The organism is Akkermansiaceae bacterium, from assembly GCA_024233115.1.
Lineage (GTDB): Bacteria > Verrucomicrobiota > Verrucomicrobiia > Verrucomicrobiales > Akkermansiaceae > Oceaniferula.
Map to the genome: position 1 here is coordinate 776,878 of JACKQB010000002.1, position 26,395 is coordinate 803,272.

The 26,395-nt window shown below is 55.7% G+C and carries 25 protein-coding genes; 12 read left to right on the forward strand and 13 right to left on the reverse strand.

The window, feature by feature from the left end; genetic code table 11:
* Positions 1-90: 90 nt before the first annotated feature.
* Complete coding sequence (gene mgtE, locus H7A51_07495) at positions 91-1,476, reverse strand: magnesium transporter (GenBank protein ID MCP5536067.1); 1,386 nt, start codon at positions 1,474-1,476, stop codon at positions 91-93.
* 212 nt (positions 1,477-1,688) lie between these two features.
* Between mgtE and H7A51_07500 the strand changes: the two genes are divergently transcribed.
* Complete coding sequence (locus H7A51_07500) at positions 1,689-2,636, forward strand: D-2-hydroxyacid dehydrogenase (protein ID MCP5536068.1); 948 nt, start codon at positions 1,689-1,691, stop codon at positions 2,634-2,636.
* Positions 2,637-2,976: 340 nt separating this feature from the next.
* Positions 2,977-4,188: an exo-alpha-sialidase gene (locus tag H7A51_07505; GenBank protein MCP5536069.1), complete on the forward strand. Its 1,212-nt coding sequence runs from the start codon at positions 2,977-2,979 to the stop codon at positions 4,186-4,188.
* Positions 4,189-4,219: 31 nt separating this feature from the next.
* Here H7A51_07505 and H7A51_07510 read toward each other — a convergent pair whose 3' ends face one another.
* The 9 genes from H7A51_07510 to H7A51_07550 all read right to left on the reverse strand — a co-directional run bounded on the left by H7A51_07510 (position 4,220) and on the right by H7A51_07550 (position 12,507).
* On the reverse strand, positions 4,220-5,005 hold the full coding sequence (locus tag H7A51_07510; GenBank protein MCP5536070.1) for a hypothetical protein: 786 nt from the start codon (positions 5,003-5,005) through the stop codon (positions 4,220-4,222).
* A 2-nt stretch (positions 5,006-5,007) separates the two neighbouring features.
* On the reverse strand, positions 5,008-5,616 hold the full coding sequence (locus H7A51_07515; protein MCP5536071.1) for a TPM domain-containing protein: 609 nt from the start codon (positions 5,614-5,616) through the stop codon (positions 5,008-5,010).
* Between the two features lie 8 nt (positions 5,617-5,624).
* Entirely contained in the window at positions 5,625-7,328 is a 1,704-nt protein-coding gene (locus H7A51_07520; protein ID MCP5536072.1) for a hypothetical protein, read from the reverse strand.
* Between the two features lie 17 nt (positions 7,329-7,345).
* Positions 7,346-8,662, reverse strand: coding sequence for a 3-deoxy-D-manno-octulosonic acid transferase (locus H7A51_07525; protein ID MCP5536073.1), 1,317 nt, complete (start codon positions 8,660-8,662; stop codon positions 7,346-7,348).
* Positions 8,663-8,673: 11 nt separating this feature from the next.
* On the reverse strand, positions 8,674-9,231 hold the full coding sequence (gene rsmD / locus H7A51_07530) for a 16S rRNA (guanine(966)-N(2))-methyltransferase RsmD (protein MCP5536074.1): 558 nt from the start codon (positions 9,229-9,231) through the stop codon (positions 8,674-8,676).
* Positions 9,218-10,792 (reverse strand): hypothetical protein, encoded by a 1,575-nt coding sequence (locus H7A51_07535; protein MCP5536075.1) that lies wholly within the window; start codon positions 10,790-10,792, stop codon positions 9,218-9,220. The genes rsmD and H7A51_07535 overlap by 14 nt, the downstream gene beginning before the upstream one ends.
* Positions 10,793-10,795: 3 nt before the next feature.
* Entirely contained in the window at positions 10,796-11,494 is a 699-nt protein-coding gene (locus H7A51_07540) for a hypothetical protein (GenBank protein ID MCP5536076.1), read from the reverse strand.
* A 164-nt stretch (positions 11,495-11,658) separates the two neighbouring features.
* Positions 11,659-12,078 carry a hypothetical protein gene (locus H7A51_07545; protein MCP5536077.1) on the reverse strand — a complete coding sequence of 140 codons (420 nt, stop codon included), beginning with the start codon at positions 12,076-12,078 and terminating at the stop codon, positions 11,659-11,661.
* A 72-nt stretch (positions 12,079-12,150) separates the two neighbouring features.
* Positions 12,151-12,507: a septum formation initiator family protein gene (locus H7A51_07550; GenBank protein ID MCP5536078.1), complete on the reverse strand. Its 357-nt coding sequence runs from the start codon at positions 12,505-12,507 to the stop codon at positions 12,151-12,153.
* A 235-nt stretch (positions 12,508-12,742) separates the two neighbouring features.
* Between H7A51_07550 and H7A51_07555 the strand changes: the two genes are divergently transcribed.
* From H7A51_07555 to H7A51_07575, 5 genes are read left to right on the forward strand one after another with little or no spacing between them, the layout of a single operon-like run.
* Entirely contained in the window at positions 12,743-13,129 is a 387-nt protein-coding gene (locus tag H7A51_07555; protein ID MCP5536079.1) for a hypothetical protein, read from the forward strand.
* A gap of 37 nt (positions 13,130-13,166) precedes the next feature.
* Positions 13,167-13,922: an N-acetylmuramoyl-L-alanine amidase gene (locus H7A51_07560; protein MCP5536080.1), complete on the forward strand. Its 756-nt coding sequence runs from the start codon at positions 13,167-13,169 to the stop codon at positions 13,920-13,922.
* A gap of 55 nt (positions 13,923-13,977) precedes the next feature.
* A complete protein-coding gene (locus tag H7A51_07565) occupies positions 13,978-14,355 on the forward strand; it encodes a hypothetical protein (GenBank protein MCP5536081.1) in 378 nt (125 codons plus the stop codon).
* A gap of 15 nt (positions 14,356-14,370) precedes the next feature.
* Positions 14,371-15,714, forward strand: a complete 1,344-nt coding sequence (locus H7A51_07570; protein ID MCP5536082.1) for a radical SAM protein — start codon at positions 14,371-14,373, stop codon at positions 15,712-15,714.
* Between the two features lie 52 nt (positions 15,715-15,766).
* A complete protein-coding gene (locus H7A51_07575) occupies positions 15,767-16,834 on the forward strand; it encodes a hypothetical protein (GenBank protein MCP5536083.1) in 1,068 nt (355 codons plus the stop codon).
* A 78-nt stretch (positions 16,835-16,912) separates the two neighbouring features.
* On the opposite strand, the gene H7A51_07580 is transcribed toward H7A51_07575, so the two are convergent.
* Positions 16,913-17,413, reverse strand: a complete 501-nt coding sequence (locus H7A51_07580) for a hypothetical protein (GenBank protein ID MCP5536084.1) — start codon at positions 17,411-17,413, stop codon at positions 16,913-16,915.
* Between the two features lie 176 nt (positions 17,414-17,589).
* On the opposite strand from H7A51_07580, the gene H7A51_07585 reads away from it, so the two are divergent.
* The 4 genes from H7A51_07585 to H7A51_07600 all read left to right on the forward strand — a co-directional run bounded on the left by H7A51_07585 (position 17,590) and on the right by H7A51_07600 (position 21,430).
* Positions 17,590-18,663 (forward strand): hypothetical protein, encoded by a 1,074-nt coding sequence (locus H7A51_07585; GenBank protein MCP5536085.1) that lies wholly within the window; start codon positions 17,590-17,592, stop codon positions 18,661-18,663.
* 418 nt (positions 18,664-19,081) lie between these two features.
* Positions 19,082-19,609, forward strand: coding sequence for a PEP-CTERM sorting domain-containing protein (locus H7A51_07590; GenBank protein ID MCP5536086.1), 528 nt, complete (start codon positions 19,082-19,084; stop codon positions 19,607-19,609).
* A 174-nt stretch (positions 19,610-19,783) separates the two neighbouring features.
* Positions 19,784-20,305 carry a hypothetical protein gene (locus H7A51_07595; protein MCP5536087.1) on the forward strand — a complete coding sequence of 174 codons (522 nt, stop codon included), beginning with the start codon at positions 19,784-19,786 and terminating at the stop codon, positions 20,303-20,305.
* A 216-nt stretch (positions 20,306-20,521) separates the two neighbouring features.
* Positions 20,522-21,430: a M23 family metallopeptidase gene (locus H7A51_07600; protein MCP5536088.1), complete on the forward strand. Its 909-nt coding sequence runs from the start codon at positions 20,522-20,524 to the stop codon at positions 21,428-21,430.
* A 35-nt stretch (positions 21,431-21,465) separates the two neighbouring features.
* On the opposite strand, the gene H7A51_07605 is transcribed toward H7A51_07600, so the two are convergent.
* Positions 21,466-22,818: a 3-deoxy-7-phosphoheptulonate synthase class II gene (locus tag H7A51_07605; GenBank protein ID MCP5536089.1), complete on the reverse strand. Its 1,353-nt coding sequence runs from the start codon at positions 22,816-22,818 to the stop codon at positions 21,466-21,468.
* A gap of 5 nt (positions 22,819-22,823) precedes the next feature.
* Positions 22,824-25,214 carry a protein kinase gene (locus H7A51_07610; GenBank protein MCP5536090.1) on the reverse strand — a complete coding sequence of 797 codons (2,391 nt, stop codon included), beginning with the start codon at positions 25,212-25,214 and terminating at the stop codon, positions 22,824-22,826.
* A 108-nt stretch (positions 25,215-25,322) separates the two neighbouring features.
* On the opposite strand from H7A51_07610, the gene H7A51_07615 reads away from it, so the two are divergent.
* The gene (locus H7A51_07615; GenBank protein MCP5536091.1) at positions 25,323-26,375 is read left to right on the forward strand and encodes a PilT/PilU family type 4a pilus ATPase; all 1,053 of its coding nucleotides are present in this window, start codon (positions 25,323-25,325) and stop codon (positions 26,373-26,375) included.
* The last annotated feature ends 20 nt before the right edge of the window (positions 26,376-26,395 follow it).

Genomic DNA, 26,395 nt, shown 5'->3' on the forward strand with positions numbered 1-26,395 from the left:
CACTGTGCCACAAATACCGTAGGATGCACGCACAGACTGCCACAGTCGATCCCCCCTCTTGAGCGATCGGGCAAGATAGACCTGCACCACCTAGCCAAGGCGCGTCATCGCTACATTCGCCAGACTCAAGACGAGGAAAAATCCACTCATGTCTGTACAGGTGGTCAGGATCGGCCCCGAGGCCAGGGCCGGGTCCACCTTGAATTTCTTGAGTAACAGCGGCACCAGACCGCCTATGACCACGGAGAGGATGGTGTTCAGCATCAACGCGCCGCCTATGACCAGACCGAGAAAAACATTCCCCTTCCAGAACGCCGCCAATGACCCGAGAACTACGCCTAGAACCACGCCGTTATTCAACCCCAGCCAAACCTCCTTGAGTAAAACGCGCAGATAATCGCGTGGCTGGATGATACCCAGTGTCAACTCGCGGATACTGACCGCGACCGCCTGGTTACCGGAACAACCACTCATATCGGAGACCATCGGCAGGAACACAGCCAGCGCTATCACCGCCTGCAAGGTGTCCTCGTAACTAGCTATGATACTTGCCGCCAGCAGGTTGAGTAGAATGTTTGGCCCCAGCCAGGCAAGCCGCCTCACACAACGCTCTCTCAGCGGCATGCTCCGTAGTTCTTCACCACCAACAATACCGCTCGATTTCAAATAATCCTCGGTCTGCACTTCGGACAGTGCCTCATTGACCGCGACTCGTGAAACAATACCCTTGAGATGGCCGGTATCATCCACCACGGGGAAGGCGAGGTAGTTTTTACTCTCAAAAAGATCCTGCAGCTCTTCCAACCCGGTATCAACCGTTGTCGCCACGGGGTTGGGGATCATCAGTTCTCCAATGCTTCGACTGCGGCGCCCCAGTACCAAGTCGCGCAGTGCCAGCACCCCTGTCAGCTGCATACCTTCGCTGGTGACATAAAAATACTGCACTTCATCGTCCGAGTATTCCTCGGCGTTATTACCCAACTCGGCAAGCACATCGGCCACTGTGGCGGTTTCTGGAAATGACACCACGTGATCCGACATCAGGCCACCTGCACTGTTCCATTCATACCCGGCCCGCTCGCGCAGCTCTTTCGATTCCTCATGATCATCGATTTCCGCCAGAATTGCTTCCGACCTCCGCACATCGAGTTCCCGCAGCAGGTCACCACTGAGGTCGGCGGGCAGCTCCTCAAGCACATCCGCCGCCAGATCCGCCTGCATCTCCTCAAGCATCTCAACCGCTTGCGCCTCCGCTAGGTTTTCAATCAATTCCGCCGTCTCTCCCACCGGCAGCAAACGACAAAGACGCTCGCGGTCATCGATTCCGAGCTGACTGACAATGCGTCGCTGGTCGTCAGCCGTCGCGGAATTCAGTATCTCCAGGGCGCTATCCAGGTCGTTGCCTTCGATGGCATCAACGAGTCGTTTCCAGCGTGCGGGCAGTTCGATAGCCTCGGTAGGGGGTTCTTCAATCATGGTGCGGTGCGATGAAGGAAATAACTACACGGATTCGGCACGATTGCACCCAAAGAAATCAACTTGAGGCCCGCCGTGTGGAGGATTCATTCCCGCTCATCCAAACGAATACCAGGTCCATTGACGGCAAACAGGACACATTTCCAGTATGTTTGGTGCCACCATCGAAGATCTGCTCGCCTATATCCCGACGATGAAGTAAGGGTGGTTGCATGCAGAACATCACCTTCCTTGATGCCTCATCACTCGGCGGGATCGACCTCCGCCCGCTTGCGGAATTCGGCAAACTGAGACTCCACCCAACAACCGCTGCGGAGGAAACGGCTGCCAGACTCAAAGACGCAACCATTGCCATCACAAACAAAGTGGTCATCCATGCAGATGCCATCGCCTCGGCGAGCCAGCTCAAACTGATTTGCGTGGCGGCGACAGGGACCAATTGTATCGATCTCAAAGCTGCGCATTCAGCAGGCATTCCCGTGTGTAACGTCGCGGGCTATTCCACGGCCGGCGTCACCCAGCACACCATCGGGCTGCTGGTCAACCTGGCCACCAACATGCACCGTTATACGCATGAAGCTTCGCAGTGGGCCGACTCCCCTATTTTCACCCGACTTGACTATCCGATGATCGATCTGGCAGGAAAAACACTCGGCGTCGTAGGGCTTGGCACCATTGGAAAATCGGTCGCCACTGCCGCCACTGCCCTCGGCATGCATGTCATCGCCCTGGCACGTGAAGGAGCTTCACCCGATGGAGAAATACCCCGCGTTCCAAGAGAGGCATTTTTTGCCCAGGCCGATGCCGTCTCACTGCACTGTCCACTCACACCGGAAACCTATCAGATGATCAACAAGGATACACTTCGTCTGATGAAACCCTCGGCCTTTCTCATCAACACCGGACGTGGTGATCTCGTGCATGAACATGACTTGGCGGATGCATTGAACAACGGCACCATCGCCGGAGCCGGGCTGGATGTCCTGACAACCGAGCCGCCAGCAAAAGACCATGTTTTGTTAGAGCCAACCATCCCGAACCTGCTCATCACCCCGCATACCGCCTGGGCCTCCATCGAGTCACGACGACGGCTGCTCGATGGCCTCGTCGATAACATCAAAGGCCACCTCGCCGGCAACACGCCAAACCTGGTTACTTGACAACTTTATGAACTATCATGTCTTTAGCTGCCTTCTTTTAGGCTCCTTCGTGATACAGGCAGCAAGTTTTGAGCCGACGGGTGTCACCCTCCCCATCCTCAACGACGGAGAACCGAGTGTTGCGTTGCGGTTTAAGCTCAAGACACAAAAGGCGCGCATCCTAACAGGTATAACCATCGATACAGGCGGCACCACAGACCTAGCTGATCTGCGGGAGGTTTCCGTGCTGATGGATCGTAAGGCAGGAGATCTTTTGATGGGGACATGCGCACCTGCGAAGGGCGTCATCACGCTTGCGCAGTCAACCCCGATACCCGCGGGAAACCATACCTGCAACATGATGGTCCGCACGAAAAAAGGGGCCGACCTCCTCCACCGCATCGGCCTCCGGATCACGGGCTTCACCTTCGAGGATGGAGACGAGCTGAGGGTATCCAAGGACCCCGACTATTCACCAGCGCGACTCGCCCATCCCATTCACAAACGTGGACAGCACGACTGCCACACCTTCCGTATCCCCGCCATCGCACGCGCCAACAATGGTGATTTGTTAGCCGTTTACGACATGCGATACAACTCACGCCGTGACCTCCAGGAAGACATCGACATCGGTCTATCAGTATCCAAGGACGGCGGCCAGACCTGGTCGGAACCCCGCCCAATCATGGACATGGGAACCTACGGTGGAAAACCTCAGAAGGAAAACGGCTGCTCGGATGCCTGCATGATTGTGGACCGGACGACCTGCGAGGTTTTTGTCACCGCCTGCTGGACCCACGGAAAGCCAAATACCCACCAATGGGCTGGCAAGGGCTCTGAGCCCGGCCACGGTATCCATCAATCGACCCAATTCATGGCCGTCAGATCCGTCGACCACGGCCAAACCTGGTCGGAGCCCGATAATTGGACCAAGGCACTCAAAGACCCCAGCTGGCATCTCTTCGCCCCGGCCCCCGGAAATGGCATCACAATGAGCGATGGCACCCTTGTGATCCCCACTCAAGGGCGAGACGCAAAGGGGCTGCCGTTTTCCAATCTAACATGGAGCAGGGACCACGGGAAAACCTGGCACGTTTCCAGCCACGCCCGCGACAACACCACCGAGTGCGCCGTGGTTGAACTCTCCGATGGATCGCTCATGCTCAATATGCGTGACAACCGGAACCACCGGGACAAAAGCGATACCCATGGTCGGGCCGTTGCCACGACCAGGGATCTGGGAAAAACATGGAATAAACACAGCTCCGATCACGGGGCACTTCCAGAACCGGTCTGCATGGCATCACTGGTCAGCCATCAGGCCACCCAGGGGAAACAGCTGCTCTTTTTCTCCAACCCTCACCACAAAAAGGAACGAGCCAGGATGACCATCCGGATGAGCCTGGACGATGGAAAAAGCTGGCCAGAAAAACACCACATCCTCCTCGACTCGAAGGGCGGTGCCTATTCCTCACTGGTGATGGTCGATGATCAAACCCTTGGCATACTTTACGAGTCCTCCGCCGCTGATATGATTTTCCAGAAGATTCCACTCGCTGATTTCTCGCCATAAAAATCCACAGGCCAGCTGACGACCGCGCGGGTTATTTCAAGCGTTTACCCCGGTAGTTTACCACGATGCCACTACCTCCACTGTGGGGCCCCTTGAACCGGATTCGCCATGAGGTGTCGGGGAATTCAAAGGTGAAGTTACTCCGACGCATCAACCGGATGATGCCGTAGGAGATCAACACAAACAACACCAGGGCAAGACCAGCGGCGGCAATCAGAATCTTTTCCCGTTTTTTGTCCTGCGCATAACTGGATCGCATCCCCTTCTTCACCTCGACAACACGTTCGTTATGGCGCTGGGCAGAAGCATGGACAAACCGCAAGCCCTCCGAACACTCTTTCCAGGCTGCCATGACACGCTCTTTTTCCGTGTTTTCCCTTCGGGCTCGTTTGACCGCTTCGGCTACGGCTTGATCAATTTTCTGCCGGGCCATTTCCACGCCGCCGGCTTCCACATGAAATCCTGACGGGTCTCCGGGGACATGAAAAACCACACACCAGACTGGAGCTTTCGACCACGTCTCCCCGAGTTTCCTGGCATAGACCGCAGCGCCCTGGGGAGGCTGCTCCGAGAGGGTGACCAGAAACACGTCGATCTGGTTTTCTTCGTAAAGCCGGCTCAACTCCTTTTGCGCCGTGCCTTTTTCTTCGAGTGACAACCACCTGGCGGAGTCAAGAATCTGGCCATAGGGGCGTTGGGGGATTTTTGATACATCATCATCGTCATCATCAACTTGCGCAGCCGCAAAGTTGACAACCCCCAGAAAAGCAAGGATGAGAACCATGGCACAAAACCTGTATGTTTGCTCCCCTTTCATGATTAATTCACCTTCTTGCTGACATTGTTGGCGGACTCGCGCAGGAGAGCGTCAACACGATCCAGATAATCTAACAAAGCAGACCGATAATCCCCGGCCGCCAAGCTGGCGGAAACACTCCTCAGGGCGTCTTCCCAGCGGCTATCCTCCATAAATGCCTCAATGGCATAGCCTGGAGTAAGGGAAACCAGACCGCGTTTCACATCGAGAAGAAGAAGGATGCTCCACGCCCGGTCCTTTTCCTCCTGTCCATCCTGTAATTGACAGGCGTTCATCATCCAGAAGCCAAACTCGGGCAAGCTAACCGGATCGTCCAGTTCAACCGTACAGAAATACAAACCCAGCTGGGGGAATCTCCCGATGATCTTATCGACGACACGATTGATGTCATTGACCAGTTTCTCGTCAGCAATACACGCATTATCCATAAAACGCTCCATCACCGGGGGCGTATAGGGAAACTGCTGGACTACACGGTAGGCGTCAAAGCCACAGCGCTGGCACTGGTCATCGGCTTCTTTGAACCGCTGTAGGCATGAAGGACAAACGACCGTCGCACGATTAAACATGCGGGCAGGGTATTCTTTGCGCTTATCGTATGACTCTGGCACTTTAGGTGTTAGTTTGCCTCGGAATCCTGATCCTTCCCGGGTGACAAGGGCTCGGCGGCAGGGGGATCTGCCTTGGCCTCGGGAGACGGTGCCCCGGGGGACTCCACGGTCGCACCCGGCGTCCCGTCTGTGACCACTTTTTCAGCAGAGTCCTGGGATGCCTCTTTCTTTTTCCCCTGCTTGCCGGGTTTATCCGCCCGGGCTTTCTGCTGGACAGGTTTTTTTTCCAGCTCCTTGGCAGCATGTAGGGTCCCGTCTGAAAACAGCAGAACCAGTCCCTCGTTAATAAGCCAATGAAGGTCGTGATACCAGGTGTGCCGGCCAGCATCATCGATACCGGCGGGCAAGCAGTCTTTCCACATCGTATCGATGCTGCCTCCGGGGTGTTTGATCACCCAGTGAAACAAGGCAGAAGGGCGGTCGGCCATCACCATCTCATCGGGAACATGTTTGGGCCGGGCCGGGCCACAGTGGAGCCGCTTCTTCCATTTATAGACAGCGAGATGACGACCACTCATTTGTCGGCAAAGGATGGACGCCAGATTTCCAGGGTAGCGTTTTTCTTCGGCCACCACATTCCTGAGCACCGTCATCAACCCCGGACTGATCATCCGAGCTGGTATACTCGCAAGGGTGGACATCATTTTACCACTTTCAAATTCCTTCCCGAATCCATGGGTGAGAAAATGCTGCTCTACCTCACGGTGGTTATCGAGAATAACGACGGTCTCCTCAATCACGGGGACTGGTGCTGGCTCAGGTGCCGGTGCCTCCACAGCGGCATCAGCGGCCTCGTCCTGATCGGGGACGTCCGGAGTCTGGACATCACTTGGCGCATCCGCTTTTCCCTCTGGTTGGTCTTCAGTTTCAGCTGCTTGCTCAGCCTTGGGGCGCCAGCGTTTGTGCTGTCGCATCGAATCGATCCACTCCTGCACCGCTTCCTCGCTGTGCTCCATGACAATCTTCGCTTTGTAGCGTTCCAGTGCCATGTTGGAGAATTTCTCACGATGCAAATCCAGTAGTGTCTGCTGATAGGCGTGGTGGTTGGGAGGGCCGATAAGCCGACCGCTAAAGCCGCAGCGCGCCACCGATTGGAAATTGCCGCTCGGTGCGTCAACCTCGGTGATTTCCTCATCGTAGTATCGCTTGATCAACCCTGAAGACCACATGTGAGCCATACACTCCTTCTGCGTAAGCCAGACAGAATGGTCGGTATTACTCCGGTAGAGTGGTAGTTCCTCACTTTCAAAAATGACATGGAACCGGTCCAATCCACCTAACACCACCCAGGCCAGTTCAAAAACCGAATGTGTTCTGCCCGTGGCCGAAATCTGTTTAGCCATGGCATCCATACCTTCTTCGATCGGCATGATACGTGCTGACACGCCTTCTGCCGGTGGTGCCATCGGGGTGCGCTGGCGTCCGTCTTTTTTATAGTCACCCCGGTCATCCCGCCTGCCATGGTCGCGTCGGCGGTCATCGCGACCTTGAAATCCACGCTCGCGCTCACCGCGGCCACGGTTTTTCCCTCCACCGTGACCACCGTGACGTACGCCATCACCATCGGGGCGGGAACCATGCGATGACTTGCCCTGCTGTGGCTTGTGCGGTTTCGTATTCTTATCCTGGCGTGCCCATGCGGGACCGAAGTCCAAGGCACTAAGATCCGGTGCCCGGTCGTCATTCTCCGAAGATGATTTCTTTTTACTCATTGTCTGTGTTATCAGTTTTACACGTTCTGTGATCTAACGGAAGCATTCAAATGCAGAAGTTTGATCGTTTTTTCGACCGCATTTTCGTGACTATTCAGGACATTTCTGGCTCTGGCGCACATTTTGCCGGAAATTTCCCGGTTTCCAAGCAACTCCCTGACCGCGCCCCCGAGGGTATCGGCCGAAGCCAGCGTCCTGATCCCCTGTTCCTTCCGGATCATACTGACCAGGGGTTCAAAATTCTCCATGTGGGGGCCCGTGATCACTGGCACGCCAGCGACGATGGCCTCGGCCGGATTCTGCCCTCCCCGGCCTAACCAGCTTTTCCCGATGACCACCACGTCCGCATGCGCTGTCCAGTCGCGCAACTCACCTGTGGTATCGATAACCAGGCAAGCCTTGTCAGGATGCGCCGGTGGCTGGTAACGGCTGCGCAGGACGACTTCGAAACCACACGATTCCAGGTCGGCCTTCACTTCCTCCCGTCTCTCGGCATGCCGTGGGACCACCACAAACAGGGCATCGGGAACCGACGAGAGATGCGCTTTTCCTAACAACTTTTCCTCACCCGCATGTGTACTCGCCGCCAGCACGACCTGGCGACCGCCCCCCTCCTCGGTGTTGAAATCATCGAGCAATGCCTGGAAGCTATCGCGTTTTCTGGGGACGGCTCCTCCCGACGGATCAAACTTGATACTTCCTGTGATGTGGATTTTCCCGGGGGCGATCCCCAGGGAGGCGAATCTCGCGGCATCCTCTTCATTTTGCACGCACACCTGATGGATCATGGCGAACAACGGTTTTACCAAGCCCCCAAACTTCTTGAACCTGGCTTCCGAACGTTGGGACAGCCGTGCGTTGACCATGGATACAGGGATCGTTTGGCGACGTGCTGTATTGAGTAAATTAGGCCATGCCTCGGCTTCGATCAACACGATCTGCCGAGGGCGGAATCTGCGGAATACAGAACGCACCAACCAGCTGAAATCCAGTGGGCTGTAGATCACCCTCACCCCCTGTGGCGCCTTTTTACGGGCGACTTCATGCCCGGTGGATGTTGTAGCCGCGATGACAAGCTTGACCCCGGGGTGTGAGGCCAACCACTTTTCGATCAATTTCAACGCGATGAGCACCTCCCCGACAGAGACGGCGTGTACATACACCGTATCCTTGGGTTCATCGGCCATGGGAACTTTAAACCTGGCGAATCTTTCTAACAAACCCGTGCCATAGCCGCCACGTTTCCACATTTTCAACAGCCACGCGGGAAACGCGACGATGAAAAACACCGGCAGCAGGGCATTGTAGAAAATCAGGATGAGAGAACGTGACATCGCGGCAAACCCTATCCTGTTGTCTGTCGTTGGTAAAACAGAATTCCACAGCCACCGTATGCCCTCTGGTCAATCAGTTCCCAGCCATCATACTGGCCTCGTTGATTCACAGGGGAATCCTCAATGACCAGTAAACCATCGACGGCCAACCGCTCCTTCAAGGCCTCATCCTGAAGGAGAAGGTCGACATAATCGGTATCCCCCGGATGTTTGTAATAGGGAGGATCGGCAAATATCAGATCATACTCGCCTCGATCCCCCCTGAGAATACGAAACACATCCCCGCCTACCACACGACCGCCTGCCAGGGCCAGATCAGACAGGTTTCTCTTGATCACCTGCTGGGCCTCACGGCTGTCATCGATCAAGACACAGGAGACAGCACCGCGACTCAAGGCCTCGAGCCCCAACGCTCCGGAACCTGCAAACAAATCCAGCACACGTGCGCCTTCGACATTACTCGCCAGGATCGAAAACAAGGCTTCGCGCAATCGGTCCGTGCTCGGTCGGGCCACCGAACCAGGGACACGTATATGCCGTCGTCCCGCCCTGCCGCTAATGATTCGCATGTTGTTTCCTTTCCAGCAGTTCCTTGTTAGGCAATGGTGCCAGCTCCTTCCCCTCCTCCTTCATTTCCTCACGGATGAATTTCAAGGTAGAGAAGACTATTTCCCAGACCGGCACATCAGTATGTTGATAACCTGCATCCATCACGGGATCGACCAAACTTCCACTCACTAACAGATCGCGCACTTTCCGGTCGGGGGTATCCAGGTCATCCCACCAGCGTAATCCGTTCCTGACCAGCCCCGCGCCGTGCATTCCCCGTGACAGCATTTCCGAGACTTCCGGGGAAACCACCAGCCGGGTGACCGACAGGATACCGTCGCCCACGGAGATCCGGCCATTGCCCAGGATGGAAATATCTTCCCCGATCATCCGCGCGCCGGTCCAGCGCAATTGCCCCTGACGGAATACAGCCGGCACATACACACGATCGAAGACAACGTCATGACTGCCGTGGATTTCCCTGACTCCGATATTTTTTCCAATGACCACCCCATCTGCGCGCCACGACATCGGACTTGTCAAAGCACCGTTAACCCTGAACCGTCCGGCCAGCTGCTCAGCGTTCACTTCCAACGCCATACGTTCAAACCACTTCAGAGCGTCGAGCTGTTGTGGGTCGACTACCAGATCAAACAAAAACGGCAAGCGTCCCATAGCGCCACGCCCCATCCCCAGCTGGGCCAGAAAACGGACTTTCAGGCCTGCCATGTCCACCGTTTGTTCCTCCAGCTCGAGATAGGGTCTTTTCCAGACGATGTGTTGTTCCACATCCACCAGCTCCGGCAACCCGGGGACTTTCATAGTGGGAATCCGGACCACTCCCCCAGAGTCCTCGCCAAACAAGGGCAAATCGAGGGAAATATTCTGCATGCGCAACAGCTCGACACCTTTACTGACGGAGACGATATGGACTCCGGCATTGGTAATGGACAGGTGCGACGGCATCCCGGCTGGGGGCCTGGTGGCTTCGGCCGGAACTTGAGGGGCCGCCGGATTGGGCGACGGCGGTTTTTTGCCCGTTTGCGGCGGGTCGGTTTTCACCGGCGGCAGTGGCTCGGGTTTTTCTTCGACAGCAGGTCCGGCCCCAGCAGGCGTCGGCGAGGGTTGTAATTTCTGCGGAGCCACCCTTGCCGCCAAAGATGCGAGCATTTCCACCGACAAGGTCAGTTCGGGTGCCTCCACAATCACCTCGTGCGGACGTACCCGACCTCTCAGCAGTTGGCTCCAGTAGGGCTTCACCCTGATGCGGTCGACCTTGACCACGGGTGCCTCCAGATCGGCTCGCAGCGCAGCAGGCTGGAGCATCCGGGCGTCACTGATCGTCACTCCGTTCCACGGCGACCATGACATCGAGCCCACTTGCCAATCGAACCCGGTGCGGGCCTTGAGCTTCGACTCCGCCATGCCTGTAGCCCATCGGGACGACAGCCAGAGATTTGATGCCCCGTAGGTAAGAAGCACGATCAGGACAAACCACTTCAGCAGACGTAGCGCCCGCCGCATCATCGACCTCTTACCAGGTCCGGGTGCTTGTTTGGAGCCGGATGCGTCTTCAGCCATCGCTTACTTTTTCGGCACACTGAAGCGGATCACCAGGCTCTTGTCGGCAAGACGATGGCCGGATGTGCTTTCCTGCAATCGATAAATCAGCAGACAATTCTTACCATCCTTGTACTTCCCGAGCGCCAGGTTTTCCTTGGTCGAGATAAATTCCGTGTTGTTTTCATACCGCCATTCCTGTCCTGCCCATGCACCCAGAATACTACGCTCTTCGGCATCGATATCCTCGATGCGTTTCAGCTCGCCATTGGGTGATTTAAAATTCCCCGTCTCCGGATTAAAGCGCAGCAGGGAAATGGACATTCCGACCCCGCTCACCCGGATCATCCACTCGCCGGGCTTGGGCTCTTCCAGCCGGACGACCACTTGCTGGACCGCCTTAAACTGGCGTTGGTCCCATAACTTGAGGTAATCGGCATACTCTTCCTTGGTTAGACCGAGCTTCTCATGCCAGGGCAAGGGAATACCCGGCTTGGCCTCCTTGGCATAGTCGGCGTGCCACTTGGGATCGGCTTTGGCGGCCTCCTGCACTTTGGCGATGTATTTGTTGATTTCCTGCGGAGGAACGATCGCTCCCACCTCACCGGTCACAGCCTGGTCCTTGGCCAGATAAGCGGCCAGTATCGGGGGCGTTTTTGAAGCGGCCGTCAAGGAGGATGCCGTCGCCATGAGGACGATCAGAAAAAGGGAAGTACACAGCATTGCAGCTGATGACCTAAGGTGGTGAAATGTTGGCATTCTCATAAAATCGGGTGCGCGTGGCAGGCCCGCAACTTACTCAGCCTGTCTACAAGTGCAAGTGCCAAAGTCGGGAGAACAAGCTTCCTTTTCATCGGTCATTTCCACCCTCCGCCCTTGTCCGCGCCTCATTCAGACTTCCGGCTCCGGCCGATGGCAAAAGCCCTCAGCGCCATACCCGCTCCAGCGGCCACCATACATAGGATCATCAGCAGATGGGTGGTCTTCATTTCCAAAACAAAGCGGATGCGACTCAGGATTTCGATGACTATCACCGCCAGTCCAAGCCCGGATAGCCACCACGCCCACTTCTTGGAAGCGTCAAAAAACAACACGCCCACCCCGATGAGAAAGGGTACGAACACGATGCCCATCGAGCTTGTCTCCATCCCCTGCCGACCACGTCCGATCATACCGGACATCCAGCCATAATGACCTGAGTGGACCCTTACTGAGTCCAGAAACAAATACATCCCCAGTGCGATCAACACCAATCCTCCCCCCATTAAAAATGAGCCAGTCCCTCCTTCAGTTCCACCCGGTTTCATGATGCCAGTGTAGCTGAAAATCCCGAGTTTCAAACTCCAAATAGGCTCCGAAGGGAAAATCCCCCGCGCCACCTACCGCTCAATCCGAAAGATATGCTCGCCGGGTTTGTAGTAATTCAACCGGTCACGGGCAATCAGCTCCAGATACCTGGGGTCCTCCTCGATTGCACGCAACTCACGCTCCTTGGCATCCTTCCGTTCAACCACGGCAGCTTCCTGCGCCTTGACCTCCGCCAGATCCACTTGCATCCGGTTAAGTTTGCGGTATGGCTGCAATGCCGCCACCATAAAGGCCACACAGGCAGTCAACGCCAAGGCACACATCGCCAGCCGCACACTGGCATTCATCTGCTCAGTGCGTGCTTTCACCTTGTTGTAACCGCCGTGGCGGGAAGGCCTTTTGCTGCTGCTTCTACGGTTGCGAGCCATGTTGTGCTTGAGTGGTCAATCGGGCTATCCAACCAGATCCTACGCTTTTTATTAAGAAATCTAAAGTAAAAAATCGGCCCATCCAGCAATCTTTCGGTTATCCCCTTGTGCTGCCCTCGAATTTCACCTAGTGATAGGTCGTGGTGCCCTGCCACCGCGACTCCAGCTTATCGGGTTACCATCCCGTCACAAGCCATCAAACTACAACCGCAAACCATAACCAAAGCATCACATCATGAAAACCTTGATCCTCATCACAGCATTTGCGTGCCTATCAAGCATGACACCGGCCTTTGCCGACACCCTCAGGGAAACCTACATCGCCAAGCTCTCGACCAGAGACCATTTCAACAGCAAGGGACAGCGCCTCACCAACGCTGCCGCCATCATCCGCCAGGACCGTGCCAATTTCCACAAGTATGGGAAAAGGGACGCCGGTGATCAATCGGACAAGTTTTTTGCCAGCGCCAACAACCGGGCGCTTCTTGAAAAATTCATCAACCGCGGCAGGAGCACGAAGTCGGCACTACAAAAAATCGTCAACGGAACCCCTAGCATTGTGGTGAAAATCTACCGCAACGATAGTGGCGACGACTATATCAATGTCACGGTGATCGATTGATCATTGCGTCTGCCCGACTTCAGGACACCTGGACACCATGAAGGTTCTGTTAGCTTCCATTCTCGGAATTTTACTAGCCTCGGCAGTCGCCACCAACGCGCTTGCCGGGGATTTTACGGTCGTCATTGATGCCGGTCACGGAGGAAAAAAATACGTGGGCTCGCAACAGGCACGCACCCTGTCGTCCCCTAACAACGCAACATCCCCCAGCGGCCTCAAAGAAAAAAACCTCACCCTGGAACTGGCGCTGGAGGTGGACAAGCAGGTCAGGGCACTGGCAAAAAAATACCCTGGCACCAGGCTCAACTGCATCCTGACACGGAAAACCGACGAGAACCTCGACTTCGCCACCCGCGCCTCGATCTGCACCAAGGCATCCCCCGCCCCGACCGCCATTGTCAGCCTCCACTTCAATGCGTCTGACAAACACAACGCCCTGGGCAGCCTGTGCCTGGTCAACCACCCGGGACGCAATCCCAACTACCGCCGCGACCACGCATTCGCCGACGGCTTGACCAAAGCCACATCATCTGCGGTCAAACAATTCATCCCCGCCTCATTTCCCCGCAAGCCGATGACCGACCAGCATCTCCATGGCGGAGTGGGTTCAAATTTTTTCTATCAGCTCGCCCGGCACAAGCACCTCCAACACACCCTACGGTGTTTTCTGGAAGTGGAATTCATCGACCGCGCCGATATCGACAACGCCTTGCTCAAAAAACGCCAGAAGACCTTCCCCGTCATCGCGCGGGCCATCGCCGAGTATCTTTACCAGCATTGTCAGAAGCAATGATATCATTGGGAATAACGATTCTGCCGTTTCCCTTTCTCCTGCTAGCCTTCAGGCAATGACTGCGGTACTTTTCGCCCTTAAAGTGGGATGGCTTGGCATGCTGATGGGTGTCATCAGCGGTGCCATCATCGGGTTACAATTCCACAAAAAAGACTGGTTAGGCGGCTACTCCGCTCGACCCAGGCGGTTTGTAAGACTAGGGCACATCTCCTTTTTCGGTATCGGACTGCTCAATCTATTCTACGGCCTCAGCCTGCCCTCGATGGGGGTGTCATCCGTTGCCGCGATGTGGGGGGCTTATTTGCTTCTTGGAGCTCTCGTCAGTATGCCCGCCTGCTGTTTCCTGACCGCTTGGAAAATGCCCTTCCGGCACCTCTTTCCTGTTCCCGTGCTCTGTGCTAGCGCGGGGATTCTCATCATTCTTACATCCTAACAATCCTCCCATTTCATGAAAATCGGATTCATCGCCATCAGTGGCTTGAGAGTGGTCGACAGCGCGCTGCTTGAACTCGGGTTAAGTTTCCCGGGCCTGGCAGGTCGTGCCCGTGAAATTGAAGCGCTTCCCTCACTGGGTTTACTAACCCTCGCGGGCATGACTCCGGCACACATCGCTACCGAATACCTCGAGCTAAGGGATGTCGACCTCGACTACCTGCCGAGGGACTTTGATGCGGTCGCCATCTCCACACTCACCGCCACCAGCAAGGAAGCCTACAGGCTGGCAGCCCGTTTCAAACGGGAAAACATCCCCGTCATTTTAGGTGGTCTGCACGCCACCCTGGCACCGGAGGAAGCGGCCCGTCATGTCGACTGCCTGGTAATCGGCGAAGGGGAATCCGTCTGGCCTGAGATCGTCCGCGACCTGGAAGCCGGCAAACTCAAAAGCTGTTATGACGCCAAAGCCCGTGGCCCGTTTGACTTCGATCACGCCCCCATGCCACGCTTCGATTTGCTCCAGCCCGACCGCTACCCAAGGTTCACCATACAAACCCAGCGTGGCTGTCCCTTATCCTGTGAGTTCTGTGCGGCTTCGATGCGACTCTCCCCCGTGTTCCGCACCAAACCGGTGGATAAAATCATCGCCGAGGTCCGGCGCATCAAGGAGCTCTTCCAGCACCCGTTCATCGAGCTTGCCGATGACAACACCTTTTCCGACAAGCGCCATAGCAAACACCTGATGCGAGCCCTCGAAAAGGAGAACATCAACTGGTTTACCGAATCTGACGTCTCCCTGGCCGATGATGAAGACCTGGTCAGGATGGTTCGGGACGCCGGGTGCCGGCAGATTCTGATAGGTTTTGAAAGCCCGCAATTCAAAACCATGGATGGTGTGGAAACCCAATCCAATTGGAAGGCCCGAAGGACGGAACGTTATCTTGAAGCCGTGGAAACCATCCAGAAACACGGCATCGCGGTGAATGGTTGTTTTATTCTCGGCATGGACGGAGATGGTGTGGATTCCTTTGACCAGGTGTTCCAGTTTGTCAACGACAGCGGCCTTCACGACGTCCAGATCACCTATCTGACCCCATTCCCCGGCACACCCCTCTACCAAAGGCTGAGCGAAGAAGGTCGTATCCTGGTCCAGGGCGCCTCGGAACGCTGCACGCTGTTTGATATTAATTTCCAGCCTGACAACATGTCTGTTAGTGAGCTGCGGGACGGATACACCCGGTTAATGACCCGCCTCTACAACGACGCATTCATCGACATCCGCAGGAAAAAATTCCTAGGACATCTTCGCCAACGCATCAAACACCAGCGGACGGACAAACAGATGTTGACAGGCTAGACCACGGTGCAAAACCTGTTCACTGACAACGGTTCCAGATCATCCTCCAACCATGCACCCGAAAGATATTTTTCTTTACCTCATCGGCAATCGCGCAGCGATCGAAAGGATCGCGGGAAGTTGGTGGTCACTACTGATCGGGGCCATCCTTGTGGTCACCAGTGGGATTGCCAGAAACTATGATCACCTCGATTTGCTCAGAAATCCGGAATGGCTCTATGGCCCGTTCCTTGCCTCGTTGTGCACTTCCCTGATCGTCTTTATATCGGTCAAAAGCCTGCTCAGGCTTTACGGCCCGCAGGTAAAGGTCAAAAGACGACAATACTTCTCATTCCTTTGTCTCTACTGGATGACCGCACCCTGCGCTTGGCTTTACGGCATCCCAGTTGAGTCCTGCACGGATCTGGTTACGGCGACCCGGTGGAATATCGCCTTCCTTGCCATTGTATCCGTTTGGCGCGTCGCGCTGATCACGAGGTCTCTCTCCGTGGTCACCCACGCGAGCCATGCCCTCTGCCTTTTGGCCGTGCTGATACCGTCAGCGATCATCATGTGTATCGGCAGTTTTTTCAAAGGCCTTTCTCTTGTCGGTATCATGGGCGGAGTGAGACTTCCACCACACACAGAATTGCTCAGGGAAGCGACTAGTTTCACGATGGTCGCGTCGTTCTGGTTAGCGGTCGTCGCCATTATTATCGCCTTGACCGGTTCATCGAAGTTCCGCCGGGCCTCCGCCCCGCTGCCCTGGCGCACCGAAAAACCACCCGGACGGTGTATTCTAACATCCGCCATGCTACTCGCCATGGGTGCTGGCATCAGTATTCCCACACAGCAACAGGTGCAGCGAAACCACCGCCTCACACAACTGATCAAGGATGCGCGTTACACGGAAGCCATCCAATACGCCTCCCAATTCAACCAAGGTGACTTTTCAACCATCCACTACCTGCCGCCCGATCCCTATTTACCTTTTCCCCATGGAAACAGAAACGCTTACCGAAACCTGCTTGCCAACCTGCGCGGCTCGGAACCAGCGTGGCTGATAGACACGTGGACTGCACAATATGCCGAAACCCTGCTACACGCGGAGTTCGGTGTCCACGAACAGGACCCCTGTTAGTAATCAGCAACCCCAGGCTGCTTGAGATCATCGAAAACAAAGCCGATGCCAAAGAAAACAGCCGACTGCTCGAACTCCTCAGCGATGTTCGTTCCGGGCAAAACTCTCCGCCACAGAAGGACGGCTCAACACCAAAAAGGTAAACACTCCCAGCACCGTGCCGAGCGGCATGTTGAGACAGTTGATACCCGCCACGACCATACAGAGCATCTTGGACTGCCTGCGGGCGAGTTTTTTGGCCACGACAAATTCAAGCACAGCCATGGTGATCACAAGAGCCGTGCCGATCAGCCCGATGGTTAGAAACATCCCTCCCATCATCCGCAATTCCGAAGCCGCGTGGGCTGAGCTGCTAGCTCCTCCCGGGAAATTCCCCGACAGCATCATACTTCCCATGATCACATACAAGGCCGTGGCGAAGGCACCAAGAACGGACAATCCCGCCATCACATAATAACAGATCGAAAGAATCTTAAGGTGCTCAGTATCCTGGTTCACCACCGTCTGGTGCTGCGGCGGCAGGCCCGGGGGCGGCTGGGGTGGCAGGTTGGACGGCTGCGGCATCGAGGATGTTTCCATGGGGGGAGCTTAACCCAATCCTGCCGGGATTGAAAGCTGTGATTATTCTGCCATGAACCGACTTCTACCTTGCGCCACCGAGCTTCTTGCTTCTAATGTCCTCTCTAGTCTCCCCTGCCCGCTGCACCGCACAGCGGAAAAAGGCCGACCACCACTTTCCCAAACTCCTTTTTCCTATGTCACCCGACTCCATTTTTCCCGCCGCGAATCCATTGACCGCGAAACTTTACCAAACCCTGAAACGCCATCCCAAGCGGATCGTTTTTGCAGACGGCGAGGATATCCGGGTCATTCGTGTCGCCGCGCGTATGGTCGCCATGGAAATCGGCGTGCCTATTTTGCTCGGCAACAAGGAGAAAATCCGTCGGATGGCCAAAGACGAAGGTATCCTGATGACCTTTGTCAGTGTGGTCGAACCCGCCAAATCCTGCGAACTGGATCTGTTTTGCTCCCGGTTGCAAAAGGTGGGCCGCTACCAGGGACGTGACATCGCCAACCCGAGGGAACTGATGGCGCGCGCCCATAACTTTGCCGCCATGATGGTGCAGTATGGTCACGCCGATGGTATGATCGCGGGCAATGCCTCGTCTCCGGCGACTGTCTTCCGGGCCGCCATGACCCTCATCAAACCCCTCAAGGAAGTGCCCAAGGTCTTTGGCGCCACCATCATGGTTGCCGCGCATCTGGATAATTTCGGTCGTGACGGCATTCTTTTCATGGCCGACTGCGGTGTCATCCCCGAACCCGATGTCGACCAACTGGCATCGATCGCCGTGGAAACAGGCAAGCTCGCCCGCCGCTTCCTCGGCCGGACGCCCCGTGTAGCGATGTTGAGCCACTCGACCAAAGGCAGCGCCAATACCTTGTCTGCCAAAAAAATGGCAGCGGCCTCCGTCCTTGCCCGCAAACAGGCCAGGGACGGCTACCTCGACATCGACATCAGCGGCGAGCTACAGGCCGATGTCGCCCTGGATGCGGCCGCCGCCGAGGTAAAACGCCCCGGTCACGAATCGCGCCCAGCCGCTGACGTTCTGGTTTTCCCGAACCTCGATGCCGGGCATATTTCCCTGAAACTCCTGCAACACGTAGGTGGAGCCCAGAGTTATGGCCAGCTGATCATGGGGCTGGCACGACCAACCGCCCAGGTGCCCCTCACCGTGTCCGAGGAAACCCTGTTAGGAACCGCAGCCATCGTAGGAACCGAGGCGATCAAGTTCCACGACCTCTATTTGGACGCCCAGAAGAAATAGCCGGTGACGAAGGCACCCGGCGTATAGACACACTGTGTTTGGCTTACATACGCCACTCGTCGGTCGTGATTCCATCAGGATAATCCTGCATTGGGAGGCAAAGCTGAAGTTTGTTTCACATTTCCTGATTTTCTCCCCCCTGCCAGAAGTTGATTTTTTTGCAACTGAATGGCGACCCCGGCCTCACGCTTCAGCTGGGAACTAACCGCAAGCTATGCACTCAGTCCAACAGTTAGGTGAGGTGTTATTCGGATGGAATTAATTGATATTAATTTAAATATTCAAGGTTTGCTGACCATCAAGGGTACACATCGCCTTGCTTAAAGCGTGTTTTTTATAATAAATTAACCTGTCTGCGCAGGTGGCGATAATATTTCGCCAATCATGCATGGATATAACCCAACTACCCTCCAATTACATGAAATTAAAAACACTAATCATTGCTGCGATTTCACTGGGTGCCACGGCTTTGTCCCAGGCATTCACCCTTGATTTCAACGCTCTCGTCAGTGCCAACGTCGTTGCATTAGGCGATACGGTAACCTCGGGCACTCCCCTCACGGTGAATGTCGCCGGTTACGGCGATGTGCGTTTTGAGGTCGGCGGAACTGATGTTGTTGAAGTAGGTAACTCCTACGCAAACGACAGCGGAACGGTCAAAACCTCCCTCGAAATGGACCCTGGTGACACCGTTCTGGTCACTTTCCTAGGACCTGATGCACTGAACGTCGATTTTGACATCGTCGGTTTGACTCCAGGCGAGGAAGTCGTCCAGATCACCCAACACGCCATCCGCACTTTTGAGTTCCAGGTCAATACGATCGGCAACCCAGGTAGCGACGGAGCAGGTATCGCAGCTATCAGCTGGACGTCCGTCCCTGAGCCAAGCAGCGCCATCCTCGGCATGCTCGGTGCAGGCGCACTCGTCCTTAGACGCCGCCGATAAGCCCAATCCCGACCAAATCACAGGCCACCCTTGCCGTGTTTGGTTGTGACCCAAAAAATCCCGTTGGCACCTAATCGACCAATGGGATTTTTTGTGCGCGCACGGCTCATTGAATGGCCTGTTCCAACTATTTTTTTCTTTTAGAATGAGGTGATAGCAGTCAGCCTGCCGCTTATGAAACACTTGATCCTACTCGCCCTGCTCATCATCCCTGCATCGGTCGCCACCAGTTGGGCGAGCGGGAAAAAAACACCACCCGCCTCCATTTCCTTCCACATGGAAGGCTCTGCCGCCGAGGCTCCCAAGTTTGCGCGCAAGGTGAAGACCCTGGCTGGTGAGAAATACTTCCGCAAAGTCCCTGAGATCAGCACCAAGGATATTGTTGCATTCAGCCCGTTTCCTGCCGATGACAACCTCACCTACGGGATTGTTTTCAAACTCAACACACAGGCAACCCGCCGACTGAACACGACGACCACCATGAACCAGGGTAAACTGCTCCTCGCCCTGGTCAACGGCCAGGCTCTCGGTGTGGTTCGGATCGATAAGCCTGTCAACGATGGTATCCTCGTCATCTGGAGCGGCATCAACCAGAAAGAAATCAAACTCTACGACAGGGTGGCGCCACGCATTGGAGAGGACACCAAAAAATGGAAACAACGCCTCAAGGAGATGAAAAAAAGGGAGAAAAAGTAACCACTCTGAATTTGTCCTGAGTCACCCGGTCTTTCCTTCAAGAGATATTCCATGTCCCGTTGTCCTAGAACCATCGCCGCCTCCATCGTTGTCATCTGCACTTTGCTGCTGGCAGCACTGTTTTCCCCCGCCTGTTGGGCCCAGTCACCGGACGAGGAGGTGATGTTGCCCACGGTCAATGACCACATCTATCAAGGTGAAGGGGAAAAGTTCTACATGTACGTACACCGGAACTTCGAGGGCAAGGCCAGCAAGCCATGGACCGCAGGAAAATACGGCTTCGTCCGCAACCTCAGACGCACCGAGGACGGGGTGATCGGCACCCAATTCCATGAGGGTATCGATATCAAACCCATCAAACGCGACCGGAGTGGCAGGCCACTGGATGATGTCCAGGCGATCGCCTCAGGTGTGGTCGCCTACACCAATCCATCATCCAGCCGCAGCAATTACGGGAAATACATCGTGATCGAGCATGGCTGGAGCTGTGGACCGATCTACAGTCTCTACGCGCACTTGTCAGAGATCACGGTCAAGGTGGGACAGAAAGTGGCGATGGGCCAGGTGATCGGCAAACTCGGCTACACGGGTGCAGGCATCAACCGTGAACGGGCACACCTCCATTTGGAGATGAACCTGGTTTTTTCCACCCGTTTCACCGACTGGCATGCAAAACACTTCGGCGGCACGAACTACCACGGCAACCACAACGGGATCAACATGGCAGGACTCGATATCGCAGCCTATTTCATGGCCAAACATCGTAATAAATCCCTTACCATTCCCGAGTATGTTAAATCGGTGCCCGTTCACTACAAAGTGACAGTGCCCAGGGACCAGAGCCAGACCGGACCACTCGAAATCGTTGCGCGTTACCCGTGGTTGGCACGTGGCAACCACAAGAGCCGCACTCCTTCATGGGAAATATCTTTCAGCGCGTCAGGTTTTCCACTTGCTGTCAGCCCCAGCATGCGCAGCGTCAGTGAAGCGAGGATCAGTTCGGTCCGAAATTGCCGGTCCAAACACGAATACCATACCAAGGGTTTTGTCAGCGGCACCGGACACAGGGCCACCCTGAGCAAAACGGGCAAACGCTTCATCGAGTTAGTCACCGGGCAATTCTAGCCCGCCCCGGGCAAGTCCGGAGCTACTCCTTCGCGCTACTCTTTTGCGGCCAGCCTGAACGCACGCAGGGCATCGGCCACGTGATAGGCGATCTCGAGAGCCTGGCCGGCATTGAGACGCGGGTCACACTGCGTTTCATAACAATGGTGGAGATCCTCCTCTTTCAGGGCATACGCGCCACCCGTACACTCCGTGACATAACGCCCTGTCATTTCCAGATGCAATCCACCCGGATAGGTGCCAGCTTCCCCGTGGGCACCAAAGAAGGCTCGAACCTCCTCGAGGATCTTGTTGAAATTGCGCGTCTTGTGCCCCGTCCCCGTCGTCTCTGTGTTGCCGTGCATCGGATCACACATCCAGATGACATGACGGCCTTCACGGTGGACGGATTCCAGTAATCCGGGCAAGACATCGGCCGCCTTTGCCGCGCCCATACGGCAGATCAGTATCAGCTTTCCCTCCTCGTTTTCCGGGTTCAGCTTTTCTATCAAACGCAGACAGTCTGCCACTTCCACCGTGGGTCCGATTTTAACCCCCACAGGATTAGCCACGCCACGAAGAAACTCCACATGGGCTCCATCGACCTGCCGGGTGCGTTCGCCAATCCAAAGACTATGCGCTGATAAATCATACCAGACGCCCTGCTCCTGCCTGAGCATGGCCTGCTCATACTCTAACAAAAGCGCCTCGTGTGAAGTATAGAGGGCTGTGCCCTGCAACGAGGAGAACGCCTCCAGCGGAAGGCCGCAGGCTTCCATAAAATCGAGCGCCTGATGGATGCGCTCGGTCATCTTGCCATAACGGGTGGCCAGTGGTGTCTGGTGCACGGATTCCAGGTTCCACGCCTTGACGTTCCTCAGACTGGCGTATCCACCCGTGGTCATGGCACGGAGCAAGTTGATGGTGGAAACCGACTGGTGATAGGACCGCAACATGCGTTTGGGGTTGGGGATGCGGCTACACTCGTCGAACTGAATCCCGTTGATGCTGTCACCCCGGTAACTAGGAAGCTCCACACCATCCCTGGTTTCCGTCGCCGCTGATCGCGGCTTGGCAAACTGCCCTGCCATGCGACCTAACTTCACCACCGGGCATCCCCCCGCGTAGGTCAGGGTTACTGCCATCTGGAGGATCACCTTGACGGTGTTCCTTATATTCTGTTCCGAGAACTCCGCGAAGCTCTCTGCACAATCACCACCCTGCAGTAAAAACCCCTCACCCCTTCCCACGCGGGAAAGGTCGTCGCGCAGTGCCTTCACCTCCTCGGCAAAGACAAGCGACGGCTGACGAGCCAACGACTGCGTCACCTCGGCAAGGGCCGCCTGGTCAGAATAGACAGGCTGATGCAAAGCGCTTAAGTCGCGCCATGATTCTGGTTTCCATTCCATAGGGGTCAAGGTTGCTCATGGTGGGCACGCATGGTGCTCGCCCAACGCTTGCTGAAGTTCCTATTGGATTCAGCCAGTCTGCCCGCTGCCAGCCTGGCTTTGTCTTTCATTCCTGTCAGCCAAGCATAACATACCGCCTGCTCAGTCCGCAACTGCCCCTCCAGTGTGGCCAGGGTCTGCTTGAATGCCTTCTGATGGATGGCTAACACACTTTCGGCTTTTATCCTGGCCCATGGAACAAAAACCTCTCCATCAGTGCCCTGCAATTGCAAACCTCCCTCTTTCGCCCTGACAATTCTTTGATAGGTCTTTCCATCCACACCCTCAAGTTTCATCACCACACCTGTATCCGGAATCACCTCTTCCAAACCGCCAAGAAATGCGCTCGCGGAATCCGTTAGATAGACCCAGGCATCCCTTTCGTCGCGCTGATGTCGCTCCAGGCTCACATCCTGTAACAACTCCGAGGCCTCGGCAAATTTAGCGTTAGCCACAAGCTCACGGAACCTGGGTAACTGCTGCTCGTAGTCAGGTGCCTTCGCCTCCTGTTTACCTGAGTGGTTCGCCTGCTCCCTCAGCACCTTGACCTGGTGATGCAACCTCAGCTGCCATGTCCTCACATGGAACCTGGCCCGACCTCGCGTTTTCAGTTCGCCCAGCGTCCGTTTAAGCAGATCCAACCGCTCTCGCGCTCCATCCAAATCACCCGGCGCTTGCATCTCGGATATGGGTTTCAGTTTCTGATAATCGGAGAGGTATCGCTGCGCAATGTCTTTGTAAACCAGAAGGGGGCTTTCCGGAGGCAAGGAATAGCTGCTGACCTTCTTGAACAAGGGAACGGCCGCATCCCATGCACCGATCTCCCAATTCTTTAACGCGATCGCCATCAGGTAAACGACACTCATCGTATCGTTGCCAATATGCGACTCTTTGACGATCTCCAGATTCCCCAACTGCTTCCCTAACACACCAACAGTACTTTCGCCTGACACACCACGGGCCTGCATATGCCTGTGCAAATCAGCAATGGCATTACTGGCATCGCCTGAATTCCCCCCTAACCAAGTGGCAACCACCGATTCGACTCCCGCCCACGAGGCGGTGGGCTCGGTGACCTGCTTGTCATTCATCAAACGGACAAACACGGATTTTGCCTCATCATACTGCCTTTCCTTGAGCAGCCGGTGAGACAATCGAAATTCTTTGCCAATACGCGCAGCGACCTCGGGTGCATATCCCCCGCCATCCCCCTCATCGGGTTGCTTGCCACCGGTATCGACCACCTCATTTCCAGAGGGCACGTCCCCTGCCGCATTCTTTTTCTTGAGAAAAATCCCTACCGCCGCAGCTACTAACAACAAGGCGATCAATCCAGTCACCACCAGACTCATCATACCGCTTTTCTCTTTCACCCTCCGACGCGCCCGCTCACGGCTATGCATGGGTTCGGCTGCTCCTGCGCCCTGGATCGACTGATAAGCAAGATTCCACACGTCTTCCATCTCGGCGTAGGATGCAAACCGGTCCTCCCGGTTCAGAGCCATCGCCTTGTCGACCAAATGGCAAGTCTCCGGTTTCAGCCATGGGGCGATCTGAGCCAGGGGAACAATACTTTCCTTGGCCTTGCGGACGGCCCGGGTGGATTTGGATTCCCCCGAAATCGGTGGCTGGCCTGACAGGCAGTGATAGAGGGTCGCCCCCAAGGCATACATGTCACTCCTGAAATCCTCTTCTTGTCCATCCAGCGCCTCAGGCGGAACATAATAGGGCGTAGCCCAGATTTCCTCGGCCTTGGCCGTTCCCCCATGGGTGACCAGGGCCAGGCCAAAATCAACGATCTTCACATGGCCCATGGAATCGAACAGAATGTTCCCCGGCTTCATGTCCCGGTGAATCAGACCCGCTGACTTCGCTGCCCGCAAACCGGAAATGATCTCCGCCGCAATCGGCAGCATCTCATCCTCACCAATCGCGCCTTCACGGGAGATGCGCTGCTCCAGGTTTTCACCCGGCACCATCTCCATCGCAATATAAAAATGGCCGTAGGCTTTCCCCACGGTGAACACCCTCACAACGTGGGGATGACTGATGGCAGCGGTGATCAGGGCTTCATGCTCAAACTGCTGCATGCGCTGCTCGTCATGGGAATAATCCTCATTCAGTATCTTGATGGCCACTTCACGATCCAGGGTGACGTCGCGGGCCTTGAACACCATGCTCATCCCTCCCGCCGCATGACGCCCGACCAGAAGATACTGGCCCAACTCACACTTGACCCGGGTGTGATGGCCGCAATCCGGACACACCACGTTCGTGTAGGGCTCCATCGCAGAGATATCCATCCTACAACCGCATGAGCTACAGTGTGCAATGTGTTGTTCCGTCGCCTCGTCCATGAATTTTCTACAAGCTAGACAAGTAAAATCATTTTGGAAACACAAAAGGCTACCGACATTCTGACTTGCCGTGTCAACATTCTATCGCTCTACTGCTGAGCGTAATATATGAGTGACTCCATCGATCAACTGGCGGCAGATGCCTTCCAAGCAGGTGCCTCGGATCTGTTTTTATGCCAAGACCAGGTGCCCCGGGTCCGGCTGGACAACGAGATCCAGGTGCCGGGGGCATCCGCACTCAGCTACGAAACCATGGCCGACTTCTGGAACCAGTGCCATGCCGACCCTGAACACACACACGAGAAGGATACCAGCCATGTGATCCAGGGCGGGCGCCGACTACGCGTCAATCTCTATAAGTCACTTGGCCTACTCTCAGCCGTGCTCCGCCCGATCAAGGAGGAGATTCCAACTATGGATGCATTGGGCCTCCCCCGGGAACTGATGATCAACTGGGCGTCCCGGAAATCCGGTCTCATCCTGATCACCGGGCCTACCGGCTCGGGAAAATCCACCACCATGGCATCCATGCTTCAATGGATCAACGAAAACCAGGCACGCCACATCATTACCATCGAGGACCCCATCGAGTATATCTTTGCTAACAAATTAAGCTATTTTTCCCAACGTGAATTGCATGCTGACACCCTGTCCTTTGCTTCCGCGCTTCGCGCATCACTCAGGCAAAGCCCGGACATCATCCTGTTAGGCGAAATCCGGGACAAGGAAACGGCCAAGATTTCACTGCAAGCCGCGGAAACCGGCCACCTCGTCGTAGCCACACTGCACAGTTCCGGTGTTACCGACAGCTTGGAACGGCTTACCAACCTCTTCCCCCCCGACTCCCGGGAGGGTTTGCTCAAGCTGCTCTCCAACCACCTTATCGGCATCCTCTCACAGCAACTCCTGCCCCGCAAACACGGCGGCCTCATGCTCGCGGTCGAACACCTGCAGAATGAAGCAGCCACCCGCGCATGGATTCGCAACAGCAACCTCGCGGAAATAGCCGACCACATTAACCGCAACGATAATGCGACGAACTGCTCCTTTGTCCGCTACCTCGTCGCAGCCGCCCAACAAGGCTTTGTCGAGGAGTCCACCGCCCGGCAGGCGGCACCCAATGCCCAGGATTTCGACCGCCTGTTCCGAGGGATTTCCTAGCCCACCATCCTACCCAACAT

Excerpts from the sequence above, each read along its gene's own strand:
- H7A51_07570 (MCP5536082.1), top strand. The coding sequence starts at position 14,371 with ATGAAAATCGGATTCATCGCCATCAGTGGCTTGAGAGTGGTCGACAGC.
- rsmD (MCP5536074.1), bottom strand. The coding sequence starts at position 9,231 with ATGCGAATCATTAGCGGCAGGGCGGGACGACGGCATATACGTGTCCCT.
- H7A51_07535 (MCP5536075.1), bottom strand. The coding sequence starts at position 10,792 with ATGGCTGAAGACGCATCCGGCTCCAAACAAGCACCCGGACCTGGTAAG.
- H7A51_07585 (MCP5536085.1), top strand. The coding sequence starts at position 17,590 with ATGTCACCCGACTCCATTTTTCCCGCCGCGAATCCATTGACCGCGAAA.
- H7A51_07500 (MCP5536068.1), top strand. The coding sequence starts at position 1,689 with ATGCAGAACATCACCTTCCTTGATGCCTCATCACTCGGCGGGATCGAC.
- H7A51_07525 (MCP5536073.1), bottom strand. The coding sequence starts at position 8,662 with ATGTCACGTTCTCTCATCCTGATTTTCTACAATGCCCTGCTGCCGGTG.
- H7A51_07555 (MCP5536079.1), top strand. The coding sequence starts at position 12,743 with ATGAAAACCTTGATCCTCATCACAGCATTTGCGTGCCTATCAAGCATG.
- H7A51_07505 (MCP5536069.1), top strand. The coding sequence starts at position 2,977 with ATGGTCCGCACGAAAAAAGGGGCCGACCTCCTCCACCGCATCGGCCTC.
- H7A51_07540 (MCP5536076.1), bottom strand. The coding sequence starts at position 11,494 with ATGCTGTGTACTTCCCTTTTTCTGATCGTCCTCATGGCGACGGCATCC.
- H7A51_07600 (MCP5536088.1), top strand. The coding sequence starts at position 20,522 with ATGTACGTACACCGGAACTTCGAGGGCAAGGCCAGCAAGCCATGGACC.
- mgtE (MCP5536067.1), bottom strand. The coding sequence starts at position 1,476 with ATGATTGAAGAACCCCCTACCGAGGCTATCGAACTGCCCGCACGCTGG.
- H7A51_07590 (MCP5536086.1), top strand. The coding sequence starts at position 19,082 with ATGAAATTAAAAACACTAATCATTGCTGCGATTTCACTGGGTGCCACG.
- H7A51_07575 (MCP5536083.1), top strand. The coding sequence starts at position 15,767 with ATGCACCCGAAAGATATTTTTCTTTACCTCATCGGCAATCGCGCAGCG.
- H7A51_07615 (MCP5536091.1), top strand. The coding sequence starts at position 25,323 with ATGAGTGACTCCATCGATCAACTGGCGGCAGATGCCTTCCAAGCAGGT.
- H7A51_07595 (MCP5536087.1), top strand. The coding sequence starts at position 19,784 with ATGAAACACTTGATCCTACTCGCCCTGCTCATCATCCCTGCATCGGTC.
- H7A51_07580 (MCP5536084.1), bottom strand. The coding sequence starts at position 17,413 with ATGGAAACATCCTCGATGCCGCAGCCGTCCAACCTGCCACCCCAGCCG.
- H7A51_07565 (MCP5536081.1), top strand. The coding sequence starts at position 13,978 with ATGACTGCGGTACTTTTCGCCCTTAAAGTGGGATGGCTTGGCATGCTG.
- H7A51_07545 (MCP5536077.1), bottom strand. The coding sequence starts at position 12,078 with ATGAAACCGGGTGGAACTGAAGGAGGGACTGGCTCATTTTTAATGGGG.
- H7A51_07605 (MCP5536089.1), bottom strand. The coding sequence starts at position 22,818 with ATGGAATGGAAACCAGAATCATGGCGCGACTTAAGCGCTTTGCATCAG.
- H7A51_07520 (MCP5536072.1), bottom strand. The coding sequence starts at position 7,328 with ATGAGTAAAAAGAAATCATCTTCGGAGAATGACGACCGGGCACCGGAT.
- H7A51_07560 (MCP5536080.1), top strand. The coding sequence starts at position 13,167 with ATGAAGGTTCTGTTAGCTTCCATTCTCGGAATTTTACTAGCCTCGGCA.
- H7A51_07510 (MCP5536070.1), bottom strand. The coding sequence starts at position 5,005 with ATGAAAGGGGAGCAAACATACAGGTTTTGTGCCATGGTTCTCATCCTT.
- H7A51_07610 (MCP5536090.1), bottom strand. The coding sequence starts at position 25,214 with ATGGACGAGGCGACGGAACAACACATTGCACACTGTAGCTCATGCGGT.
- H7A51_07550 (MCP5536078.1), bottom strand. The coding sequence starts at position 12,507 with ATGGCTCGCAACCGTAGAAGCAGCAGCAAAAGGCCTTCCCGCCACGGC.